The 11,698-nt window shown below is 33.6% G+C and carries 10 protein-coding genes and 1 tRNA gene; 6 read left to right on the top strand and 5 right to left on the bottom strand.

Features of this window, described 5'->3' with window-relative positions; genetic code table 11:
- Nucleotides 1-43: 43 nt before the first annotated feature.
- From ACWJKP_RS16175 to ACWJKP_RS16185, 3 genes are read left to right on the top strand one after another with little or no spacing between them, the layout of a single operon-like run.
- Entirely contained in the window at nt 44-1,435 is a 1,392-nt protein-coding gene (locus ACWJKP_RS16175; protein ID WP_165411612.1) for an SBBP repeat-containing protein, read from the top strand.
- Nucleotides 1,436-1,963: a leucine-rich repeat domain-containing protein gene (locus ACWJKP_RS16180; RefSeq protein ID WP_165411611.1), complete on the top strand. Its 528-nt coding sequence runs from the start codon at nt 1,436-1,438 to the stop codon at nt 1,961-1,963.
- Nucleotides 1,964-1,990: 27 nt separating this feature from the next.
- Nucleotides 1,991-4,219 carry an SBBP repeat-containing protein gene (locus ACWJKP_RS16185; protein WP_165411610.1) on the top strand — a complete coding sequence of 743 codons (2,229 nt, stop codon included), beginning with the start codon at nt 1,991-1,993 and terminating at the stop codon, nt 4,217-4,219.
- Between the two features lie 234 nt (nt 4,220-4,453).
- Here the strand turns inward: ACWJKP_RS16185 and ACWJKP_RS16190 are convergent.
- Nucleotides 4,454-4,545: transfer RNA gene (locus ACWJKP_RS16190), tRNA-Ser, on the bottom strand.
- 216 nt (nt 4,546-4,761) lie between these two features.
- On the opposite strand from ACWJKP_RS16190, the gene ACWJKP_RS16195 reads away from it, so the two are divergent.
- From ACWJKP_RS16195 to ACWJKP_RS16205, 3 genes are read left to right on the top strand one after another with little or no spacing between them, the layout of a single operon-like run.
- Complete coding sequence (locus ACWJKP_RS16195; RefSeq protein ID WP_165411609.1) at nt 4,762-5,835, top strand: FecCD family ABC transporter permease; 1,074 nt, start codon at nt 4,762-4,764, stop codon at nt 5,833-5,835.
- Nucleotides 5,832-6,629 carry an ABC transporter ATP-binding protein gene (locus ACWJKP_RS16200; protein ID WP_165411608.1) on the top strand — a complete coding sequence of 266 codons (798 nt, stop codon included), beginning with the start codon at nt 5,832-5,834 and terminating at the stop codon, nt 6,627-6,629. Before ACWJKP_RS16195 ends, ACWJKP_RS16200 begins: the two co-directional genes overlap by 4 nt.
- 35 nt (nt 6,630-6,664) lie before the next feature.
- Complete coding sequence (locus ACWJKP_RS16205; protein ID WP_165411607.1) at nt 6,665-7,741, top strand: ABC transporter substrate-binding protein; 1,077 nt, start codon at nt 6,665-6,667, stop codon at nt 7,739-7,741.
- Nucleotides 7,742-7,986: 245 nt separating this feature from the next.
- Here ACWJKP_RS16205 and ACWJKP_RS16210 read toward each other — a convergent pair whose 3' ends face one another.
- The 4 genes from ACWJKP_RS16210 to moaA are packed head-to-tail and all read right to left on the bottom strand — an operon-like array spanning nt 7,987 to nt 11,692.
- Complete coding sequence (locus tag ACWJKP_RS16210; protein ID WP_165411606.1) at nt 7,987-9,783, bottom strand: aldehyde ferredoxin oxidoreductase family protein; 1,797 nt, start codon at nt 9,781-9,783, stop codon at nt 7,987-7,989.
- Nucleotides 9,784-9,814: 31 nt separating this feature from the next.
- The gene (locus tag ACWJKP_RS16215) at nt 9,815-10,249 is read right to left on the bottom strand and encodes an MOSC domain-containing protein (RefSeq protein ID WP_165411605.1); all 435 of its coding nucleotides are present in this window, start codon (nt 10,247-10,249) and stop codon (nt 9,815-9,817) included.
- Nucleotides 10,249-10,728, bottom strand: a complete 480-nt coding sequence (gene moaC / locus ACWJKP_RS16220) for a cyclic pyranopterin monophosphate synthase MoaC (protein WP_165411604.1) — start codon at nt 10,726-10,728, stop codon at nt 10,249-10,251. The genes ACWJKP_RS16215 and moaC overlap by 1 nt, the downstream gene beginning before the upstream one ends.
- A gap of 4 nt (nt 10,729-10,732) precedes the next feature.
- Nucleotides 10,733-11,692, bottom strand: a complete 960-nt coding sequence (moaA, locus tag ACWJKP_RS16225) for a GTP 3',8-cyclase MoaA (protein ID WP_165411603.1) — start codon at nt 11,690-11,692, stop codon at nt 10,733-10,735.
- Nucleotides 11,693-11,698: the final 6 nt, after the last annotated feature.

Below are 11,698 nucleotides of genomic sequence, written 5' to 3' on the forward strand. Positions count from 1 at the left end.
AGATAAAAAAGGTGATATTTATATTACAGGCCTAATAGCTGACGTGAAAGATGTTGATTTCCCAGTTACAAAAAATGCTGCTCAAACTAAGCGAAAAACCGATGGGTTAGCTCATGCATTTGTAGCAAAAGTAGAAGGAAAAACCTTTGAAACTAAACCTACTGTAATTTATGCAACTTATTTAGGCGGTTCTAGTTCAGATGTAGGTTATGCCATAGCAGTAGATGATGCTGAAAACGCCTGGGTAACAGGCTCAACTACTTCTGCAGACTTTCCAATAACAGGCAAGCCATATCAAGAAAAACTAGCATATGCTGGTGGATTGCCAAGTGTTGATGCTTTTATAACTAAAATTAATAGCACTGGTAGTGAATTTTTATATTCAACCTTTTTAGGTGGTCAACAAGAAGACACCGGACTGGCAATTTCCGTGGATGATAAAGGAAATGTATATGCCACAGGCTTTGCAGACTATGCCATAGTTGATAATTATTACAATGGCAAGCCTTATCAAAACAAGTTTAAAGTATCAGAAAACGCTTTTCAAAAACAATTTGGTGGCGGAGCTAATGCTGCTTTTATCATAAAGTTAACTAATGATGGCACCGTTGTCTATTGCACCTATTTAGGTGGAAAAATTGCTGACAGTGGAACTGCTATTTCTTGTGATAAAGAAGGAAATGCCTATGTGTCTGGAAAAACTTTCGGAGATTTTATTGTTACAGAAGGTGCCTTTAATCCTAGTTTTCCTGGAGGGAATCAATCAATTTTTGTAACCAAAATGAGCAGTGATGGCTCCAAACTATTATATTCAACCTATTTAGGAGGGAGTAGCACCGATGAGGTAAAGTTCATTAGATTAGATAATAACAATAATTTATATTTAGTTGGGAATACCACCTCCTGTGATTTTAATGTTACCAATGGAGCTTATGAAACAAAATATTTTGCAGGAAATGGAGACGGTTTTTTATCTAAGCTTAATGAAGATGGAAATAAGTTGATTTATTCAACCTATATTGGAGGAAGTAAAAAAGATAGTTGTGACTCTTTCTATTTAGGTAATACTGGTATTGCCTATATATCTGGTGTAACGAGTTCTAAAGATTTTTTTGTGACTGAGGATGCCTTTTGTAAAACAAATCCCAGTAAAAATAACGATGGCTTTATTATAGAACTTTCACTAAAAGTTGCAGAAGAAAAAGAAATAGATATGCCTGATATTGATTTAAAAAAAACTTTAAATGAAATGCTAGGTAGAGATGGTAATCATAAAATTACTAATAATGATATGGAAAAGCTACCAATAGAAATAAATTTAAGTTCTAAAAGCATTGAAAATTTAAAAGGATTAGAATATGCAGTGTATGTAAGAAGCTTAAATATAGATAACAATAAAATTCGGACTACGATGCCCCTATTAAATTTAGTTTGATTGCAATATTTAGATGCTAGTAAAAATTTATTAAATAATATTGGTGCACTTAAAAATTCGGAAAATTTACTGCAGTTATATTTAAATGAAAATAGCATTGATAATTTAGATGTACTTTTAGAAATGAAGCAATTAATGGATTTAGAAATGAATAATAACCATATAGATGATGTGTCTGCCTTAGCAGAATTAAAATGGCTAAAAAAAGTAGATTTTAGTGGTAATAAAATTGTTGATCTATCCCCACTAAAAAACCTACACCACATTATTAAAATAAACTTTAGCAATCAAAAAGTTATACTAGCTCCCATAGAAAAATCTCTATATGATGATGCAGTATTAGTATTAGACTTCTTATCAAATATTGACGGAAGCACGCCGTTAATATTTGACATTTCCGATAATGGAGTTTATAAGGATAATATGATTACTTGGGGGGAAATCACTAAAAATAAAGATGTAACTTTTAAGTTTGCCAGTAATAACAATTTTAGTGGATTAATTACCACTCCAATAAAAATAATATAAAAATAAAGTATAAGTGGTGAAGATAATATGAATATAGTAGAGGTATTAAACCAACCAAGTCCTGTTGATGTTACAGGTGAATTATTTTCAGACACAAAATATTCAACACTTCTAGGGATGCCCAAAAATTGTGAAGTAAAAGGATTAGTTAAAGATAAAAGTGGTAATGCTTTTATCCTAGTTAATGAAGGTAGTGATCTCAACAATGTAATGCTAATTAAGAAGCTAAATAATACAGGTGAAAAACTTCTTGGAGAATTTGCTCTTCCTAAGGGAAATATAGGAACGGGGCTGGCAATAGATAAAAATGGCGATGTTTATGCTTGTGGATGGACTGGAAATATTGATAATTCTTTTCCAGTAACTCCAGGCGCAGCGCAAGAAGAAAAGGGAAGTTTAGGTGCGACTGGGATTATTATAAAACTTAAAGGTGAATCTTTTTTTGAAACTAAAGCCGAAATAATATATGCCACTTATTTAGGCGCTCAAGCGGTAATGACAATGGATATGATAAATGCCATAGCAGTGGATAATGATGGCAATGCATGGGTAACTGGTAGCACTATGGGTATTATGGCAAAGAATTTTCCAACTACAAAAGAATCTGCGTATCAATGTGAAATTTCTGGAATACAGAATGCATTTATAACTAAATTTAATAGCAGCGGCAGTAAATTTTTGTATTCGACACTTCTAGGAGGAAAACAGTCAGACAGCGGTAATGCTATTGCTATTGATAAAAATAACAACGTATATGTTACTGGAATAGCTGACCAATTAAGTGAAAATGAGTCACCAGAAGGCCAAGGACACTTCAAGGTTACCACTGGTTCCTATCAAGAAAAATTTGGAGGTGGTAACGGTGATGCTTTCGTCATAAAACTTAACAATCTAGGCAACGTTAAGTACTGCAGTTACCTCGGAAGCAATGGTTCCGATAGTGGAATGTCCATTGACTGTGATAATGATGGTAATGCTTATGTAGCTGGGATTACTACAGGAAATTTTGAAATAACTAAAGATGCTTATCAAAAAATCTATTACGCTGGGGACCAAACTACTTTTATAGCAAAAGTTAACACGGATGGAACTAATTTAGACTACTCTTCTTATTTTGGTGGATGCAACAATAATTCTGTTAAGGCTATGAAAGTAGATAATGGCGGGACTGTTTTTATGGTAGGTAGCACCAACTCATCTGATTTTAAAACTACAGAGGGAGCTTATAAAACAACCTATTTGGGTGGAGAAATAGATGGATTTCTAAGCAGATTAAATGTAGTGGATAATAAATTAGCATACTCCACTTTTATTGGTGGTTCTAAAAAAGATAGTTTAGATGCGTTAGCTTTAGGCGATTTGCCAACTGTTTATATAGCTGGTCCAACAAATTCAGGCGATTTTGCAACTACAACTAATGCTTATTGTGAGAAATATGCTAGTAAATCAAATGATGGCTTTGCAATGAAATTTGATGCTAAAAATTCAACTGTTATTAAAGTGGATATTCCAGATGAAAACTTAAAAAAGGCCATAAATCAAATACTAAAAAGAGATGAAACTCATAATATTACTGATTCTGATATGCGAAATCTTCCAAAAGAGCTTACTTTGGCTTCGAAAGGGATTAAAAATATTAAAGGGCTAGAATATGCTATTAATGTTACAAAACTTGCTATAAATAATAATGAAATTCAAACCTTATCATCTATAGGTACCCTTCATAATTTAGAGTATCTATATGCTAGTAATAACAACATTCATAGTATTACTCCATTAGCATCCCTGAATAAACTAAAAACTTTATATATGGGTAATAATAAAATCGAATATATTAATGCATTATTATTTTTAGACAAATTAGTAGTTTTATCCTTAGAAAAAAATGAAATAGAGAAAATTGCCTCTTTAGCAAATTTGGAACAGTTAGAATATTTAAATCTTGCTGACAACCAAATTGAAAACTTGATGCCAATAATAAAGCTTAAATATTTGGTGAATGTAGATTTTAGCAATCAAAAAACAAAACAAAATAAGATAATAAAAACAACAGCAGAAGATGCTATATTATATTTAGATTTTCTTTGGGATATAGATGGAACAATACCATCTATCGTAAATATTTCTTATAAAGGTGTTTTAAGTGATGATAGAATTGTTTGGCATGGAATTACTACTAATAACGATGTATCGTTTACTTATAAAGGCAAAGGTACTTTTAATGGAACGGTGACTGTGCCATTAAGAAATAGGTAGTTAATTTCAGCGCCTGGCACACCAGTAAAACCCTCAACTAATTAATTAGTTGAGGGTTTTACTGGTGGAGGCGAATCACATTATGCAACATCCACCACTTATTAAAACTATTTCGTATTACATTAATCCATTTACTCTTTCCCACTTTGTCGTCAAACAGACATCACAAAGCCCTTTTCCAGGAAAATACCATAGCAAAAGGGACTCTAACATTTCTGCTAGAGTTCTTTATTTTGGCGGAGAAAGGGGGATTTGAACCCCCGGAACGGAATAACCCGTTCGCCTGTTTTCGAGGCAGGTACCATAGGCCACTCGGACATCTCTCCATATATTAAATTGCTTTTTAATTATACCATATTTGAATTTTATTTAAAACACCTTTTATCTTTAAATTAGAAATTAAACCGCATATACAATATTTGTCTTTTTGTATTTACATTTATGGTGTAGGATATAAATGGATGTTATTACCTTGAATAATATGAAATTTTTATTTAATCTTGTATACTTATAATATAAATTGTAAAAAAGGAGATAATTAAATGAATGATTTAATTAAAATAGTATTAAATAAGAAATCTAGTACTTCTATATCGATAAAAAAAAACCATGAAACACAAATAATTATTTTACTTTTCATAATCCTTGTTGCTGTTTTTTTTATTTCACTAACAGTAGGCAGGTATACAATCCCTCTCTACCAAATTTTTAACATCATTTATTCAAAGCTATTTAACCTTCCAATAACATGTCCACCTGCTGTAGAATCTGTGTTGTTTAAAGTAAGACTACCAAGGGTTATAGCCGCTATTCTAGTCGGGACTTCTCTTTCCATATCTGGTGCAGCCTACCAGGGCTTGTTTAAAAACCCCATGGTATCTCCCGATATACTTGGAGCTTCTGCTGGTGCTGGCTTTGGTTCAGCTTTAGCAATTCTTTTGTCATTTAATATTATTGCTATACAGTTTTCATCATTCGCCTTTGGACTAGTAGCAGTTACATTTACTTATTTATTAGGTAAAATTATAAGCCGTGGAAACAATTCAGTTATGGTACTAGTATTGATTGGCATGGTTGTTTCAAATCTATTTACAGCCTTTATTTCAATAATAAAATATGTAGCTGATACAGATAACAAACTTCCAGCAATAACTTTTTGGTTATTGGGTGGATTATCTTCGGTTACCTTTAAAGATTTGAAAATTATAATTTTCCCTATAATCATAAGTATAATACCCCTGATTTTATTGAGGTGGCAAATGAATGTGATTTCATTTGGAGATGAGGAGGCTGCCTCTCTTGGTATTAATACTTCTAAAATGAAAGCTATTGTTATCATATGTTCCTCACTGCTAACTGCCGCCGCGGTGTCAATTAGTGGCATGGTAGGATGGATTGGGCTTATTATACCCCATCTTGCCAGAATGATTGTTGGGCCTAATTATAAAACCCTATTGCCTGCTTCTCTCTTGTTGGGAAGTATCTTTCTTCTACTAGTAGACGATTTAGCTCGTAGTATGTTTCCAGTGGAAATACCATTAGGTATTCTAACATCATTGATTGGAGCACCATTTTTTATTTATCTATTGTTAAAAGGAAGGAGAAGTTGGTTATGATACTTGAGATAAAAAATGCAGTATGTGGATATGGATCAAAACCCATTGTAAATAACATATCTACAAGCGTTAAATCTGGGGAAATATTGTGTATACTTGGACCAAATGGTGTAGGAAAGACAACATTTTTTAAGACTATACTGGGATTTTTAAAATTGCAGGGTGGAGAAATATTATTAGATGGCAAAAATACTAAGAATTGGTCCAAAAACCAAATAGCGAAAATGATTAGTTATGTTCCTCAGACTCATACGCCCCCATTTCCTTTCAATGTATTTGATGTAGTATTAATGGGAAGAACAGCTCATATAGGTATGTTTTCTGCCCCTTCCAAAACGGATAAAGAAATTGCAGAATCAGCAATTAATGACTTAAACATATCCTATCTCAAAGACAAAATATATACGGAAATCAGTGGTGGCGAAAGACAAATGGTTTTAATAGCTAGGGCCCTTGCGCAACAGTCTAAAATACTTATCTTGGACGAGCCTACCTCTAATCTAGACTTTGGTAATCAGATACGTGTTTTAGAACAGATTAATAATCTTGCAAAAAAAGGCCTTGGAGTTATAATGACTTCGCATTTTCCCGATCATGCTTTCCTATGTTCTACTAAAGTAGCACTGATGCATAAAAACAATAAATTTATCATTGGAAGTATGGACGAAGTTATAACTGAAGAAAATCTTAAATCCGCCTATGGCATCAATGTTAAAATCATAAGCACAGAAACTAGCAATGGTGAAAAAATCAAATCATGTATACCGTTGTTAAATAATGTAAAATCTTACTAATTCAAAATCTTATATATAAAAAAGGATGGATTAAAATGAAAAGAAATAATTTTTTTTTATCAATACTAGTAGTTATTATAATAATTATTTCGTTCACTGGGTGTGGGAATAATGCTAGTTCCTCAAAAACTTCACAAAAGAATCAACCTACAACAAGAACAATTACCAATATGTCTGGAGAAAAAGTTAAAATACCAACAAACATTCAAAAAATTGGTGACTCATGGCCTGCCCATAATGAAGTATTAAGTATGCTAGGTTCAGGTGAAAAAATTGTTGCTACAGTCCTCACTCCACGGGGAAGACCTTGGTTATATAAAGTAAATCCTCAGATGAACAAATCAGAAACCGTTTTTACTGCTGCAGATGTTAATGTAGAAGAGCTTTTGAAAACAAAACCTGATATTGTATTTATGCCTTCAAGCTATAAATATAGCGACAAAATAACAAGTGCAGGTATCCCCGTTGTTCAATTAAATTTTACAAATTATGAAGAATTAAAAAGTTGCTTCAAACTCACAGGAGATATACTTGGAACCGAAGCTAAGCAAAAAGCAACTAAATACAATTCATATTTAGATAGTAAACTTAAAATGGTAACAGATATAACTTCAATTATACCAAAAAATCAGAAACCAAAGGTTCTTCATATAAGTTCACTTTCACCATTAGCTATTGACGGTAGCAGCTCAATTATTGATGCATGGATTAATGCTGCTGGTGGAACAAATGTTGCAGGTGAAATCAAAGGCAATATGAAGGTTGTATCTATGGAACAAGTACTTAAATGGAATCCAGATGTTATCATTCTTGGAGCAGATACAAAAAATTCAGAAAGTGTTATGAGTTCTGATGGCTGGGAAAAAGTAACTGCCGTTCAAAAGGGAAAAGTAGTTCACAATCCTGATGGAGCTTATATGTGGGATCGTTACAGTGCTGAAGAAGCATTACAGATACAATGGGCTGCAAAACTTTTACATCCTGATAAATTTAATAATTTAGATATTGTTAAAGAGACTATGAACTTTTATAAAGAGTTTCTTAACTATAACCTTACAAAAGAAGAGGCAAATCTAATAATTAGTGGTAACCCTCCGACAAAAGCACAATAATAAAGATATTTATACGCATCTACTGCACAAGAGGCCTCTTCTCTTATATATTATCTTACAGCCTCTGGAGTAGGTTTTATTTTCATATTCATTTATGTGGTGCTAATCCAACAATTACTGTTAAATCATAAATAACAAGGGAATCACCTAAATTAGCGCTGATTCCCTTGTTGCTTTTACTTTCCAAAATCATCCTCATCCACCTCCCAATTAGACATTTATAGCAATGTTTGAAATTTATGAAACTATAGTCCCAATTCTTTTAATTTTTCTTCCGTTGGAATACCTTTTTCATTCCAGCCTCTTTCATTATAATATGATGGAAGAAGTTCAGATAATCTGTGCACATTCCCTTTTGAAGGTCCTTCTGGAATTGGCTCCTCTAGTAATCTTTTGGGTAGTGTATCCTGCGTCGCATCTATTCCAGCCTGTAAATTAAATTGTCTTTCAATGTTCCAAATTCTGTCTCCTGAATCAAGTATGGATTCTGCAGTGTGCTCTGTACCACATACTGCATTATACAAGTTAGCATAATCTTGAGCTCCCATAGCAAAAGACGTAAACAAACACAATCCAAGGGAATCTATAGATGCAGTTAAGTCTTGGAAAATCTTAACCCAAGTAGCTTTTCCTTCAAGTGAAAATCTATCCAACTTTTGTGGCAAGCCTAATATTTCTGGTGATATCATATATCCTCTAACATGGCATCCGCCTCTGTTTGAAGTAGCAAATTGAAGCCCTTGTCCCATTATACCCCTTGGATCATAAGCAGGAATTTCAAGCTTTTTAACTGACATTGAAAACTCTGGTGCACCATAAGATGCGCATAGTCTGTATGAACCTTCAGACATTTTTGCTCCTAGTCCTTCAGCTTTACCTATTTTTATTGTCCATTCAACTACACCCTCTATGTTTCCAAATTCTAGAGGAGTCCCTTCAAGTTCTTCGTTTTTAATATATCCCTTTTCACGTAGTTCCATAGCCGCTGCGATAGTTGTACCTACAGAGATTGTGTCCATACCATATTCATTACACCAGTAGTTCGCCTTGAAAGTTGTAACCATATCAGAAATACCACAATCTCCACTAAAAGCCCAAAGTGTTTCATATTCAGGTCCGCCTACTTCTATACCCATATCCTCTATTTTTACATATCTGCCACAGGCAATGGGACATCTATAACAAGGGTTTTTACGAACAAGGTAATCCTTTGTCATTGCCTCTCCACTTACGTCATCAGCTTTTTCAAAGTAAGACTTTTGAAAATTATTGGTTGGATATATCCCATTTTCATTTAGTATATTTACAAGTACTGCAGTTCCGTATGTTGGGAGACCTGTGCCTGTAACCCCATTGGCTTTTATAGTCTTCAACCAAACTTTCGAAACCTCTTTTAGCGTTGTCGCATCTGCTACTTGTGGTTTTGAACTTCCTTTAACTACAATAGCTTTGAGATTTTTCGAACCCATAACAGCTCCGACACCAGAACGGGCCGCTGCTCTATCATAATCATTCATTATAGCAGCCATATTGGATAGTCCTTCTCCTGCCGGTCCAATGGTCATAACTCTTGATTTATCAGGCATTTCTTTCCTTAGAATATCTGTAGTTTCTGTAACAAGCTTTCCCCAAAGACTGCTAGCATCCTTTATTTCCACTTTATCATCTATTATAGTTAAGTAAACTGGTGCATCAGCCTTGTCCTCAAATATGATCATATCATAGCCTGTAGCTTTGAATTCAGCTCCCCAATAACCACCTGAATTTGAACAAGCAATTGTACCTGATTGTGGTGATTTTGTAACTACCATGTATCTTCCACCGGTTGGAACAGGCGTACCTGTTAATGGTCCTGTAATAATTATAAGTTTATTTTCAGGGCTTAATGGATCAACTCTCGGATCTACTTCATCCATAAATATTTTTGTTCCAAGCCCTCTACCACCAATAAATTTTTTAGCTTGCTTTAAATCAAGTACCTCAACTTTAATAGTCTTATCTTTTAAATTAATTCTTAATATTTTACCATTGTAACCGTACATTAAAATTCCCCCTTTTATTTTCTCTAAATACTTATTCCTCCACTACAATCTCATCTCCAGCCTGGATATACCCCTCCTCTAGTACCTTAGCAAATATCCCTTCTCTTGGCATTATACAGTCACCAACCAATTTCATAATTTCACAACCCTTATGACATTCCTTTCCTATTTGTGTTACCTCTAAAACTACATTTCCTATTTTAAGTTTAGTTCCCACAGGCAGTTCATACAAAATTATTCCTTCGGTAGTAATATTTTCAGCAAACTTTCCTGAACATAAGCCCAGAGCTCCCTTAGCTTTCATTTTATCAATACTCTCAACACCAAGAAAACTCACCTGTCTATGCCAATTACCTGCATGTGCATCTCCCTCAAGTCCGTGATTGACTTTAAAAAAGCCTTTCTCTATAGGGTGTTTTATCACACCTTTTTTTTCACTTGTATTTATTGCAATAACCTTTGCCATTATAACGACTTCCTTTCGAATATTCCTGATTTTCCCCCGCTTTTTCTCACAAGCATAATATTATTTATAAGCATTTCCCTGTCAATTGCCTTACACATATCATAAATAGTTAATGCTGCAACAGATACCGCAGTTAGCGCTTCCATCTCAATGCCTGTCTTTCCTACAGTCCTTGTCGTTGCTTCTATTTCTATTTTAGTATTTTCAAAGTCAATTTTAAAACTTATATCACAAGCTGATATCATTATAGGATGGCACATTGGTATTATTTGCGAAGTACTTTTTGCACCCATAATTCCCCCTACTTGTGCTACAGCTAGTACGTCTCCTTTTGAAATAGACCCATCCCTTATTCTTTCAAGTGTTTCTCTTTTCATAGAAATTGACCCAACTGCTATAGCTTCCCGAACAGTGTCACACTTTTCAGATACATCAACCATTTTAGCTCTTCCTTCTTCATTTATATGCGTAAGTTCCATCACTTTATCCTCCTATCTGATACATCATCTTTTCACTTCTACTGGTTTTTTCCTCTTCAAGATGATGTTCGAGCGGTTTATTAAAAATTGCTTGTTTTAATTCATTTGTAAGCATCTCTTCGTTATTTAGGTATTTCCTAATATTTATTTCTTCCTTTGAATGAAGACATGCTTTAATAGTTCCTGTAGATGTGAGCCTTATTTTATTACAATCCGCACAAAATTTACAACTTACTGGACTAATGAATCCAATTTTTCCTTTTGTCCCTTTAATCTTGTACAATTGAGCGGTGCTACTTTTAGAGGTTTCTATTTCAGTTAACTCAGGATGCAACTTTAGCATTTCCCTAAAACTTAATTTACTTTTTTCATAAAGTTTAATACCTTCACCTATTGGCATGAGTTCAATAAACCTTACTTCGATTGGCATTTCTCGAATTAAGGTTAAAAAGCCTTCAAACTCTGCATCATTAAAGCCTTTCATTAATACTGTGTTTATTTTGACCGGTTTTAACCCAAGGGTTAAACATTTATCTATACTTTCCATTACCTTATCTAGATTTCCTATTCTCGTTATACTTTTAAACTTTTCTTTATCTAAAGTATCAAGGCTAATATTTACCCTTTTAAGTCCAGCTTTTTTCAAATCTGATGCCATACCAGATAGTAAAATACCATTTGTAGTTATAGCAATATCATCTATTCCTGGCAGTTTTGAAGTTTCATATATAAGCTTGTCTAAATCTTTCATTACTAGTGGTTCCCCACCAGTGTATCTTACTTTATTAATACCTAATTTTTCTGCTGCCTTCACAATTTTTAATATCTCTTCAAAACGTAGAATATCCACATGATTCTTACTCTTAATTCCCTGCTCTGGCATGCAATATATACATCTTAAATTACATCTATCAGTTACCGATATCCTTAAATAATTGATATCTCTTCCATGACTATCCCTCATAAAACC

Source organism: Clostridium sp. CM037 (assembly GCF_055081095.1).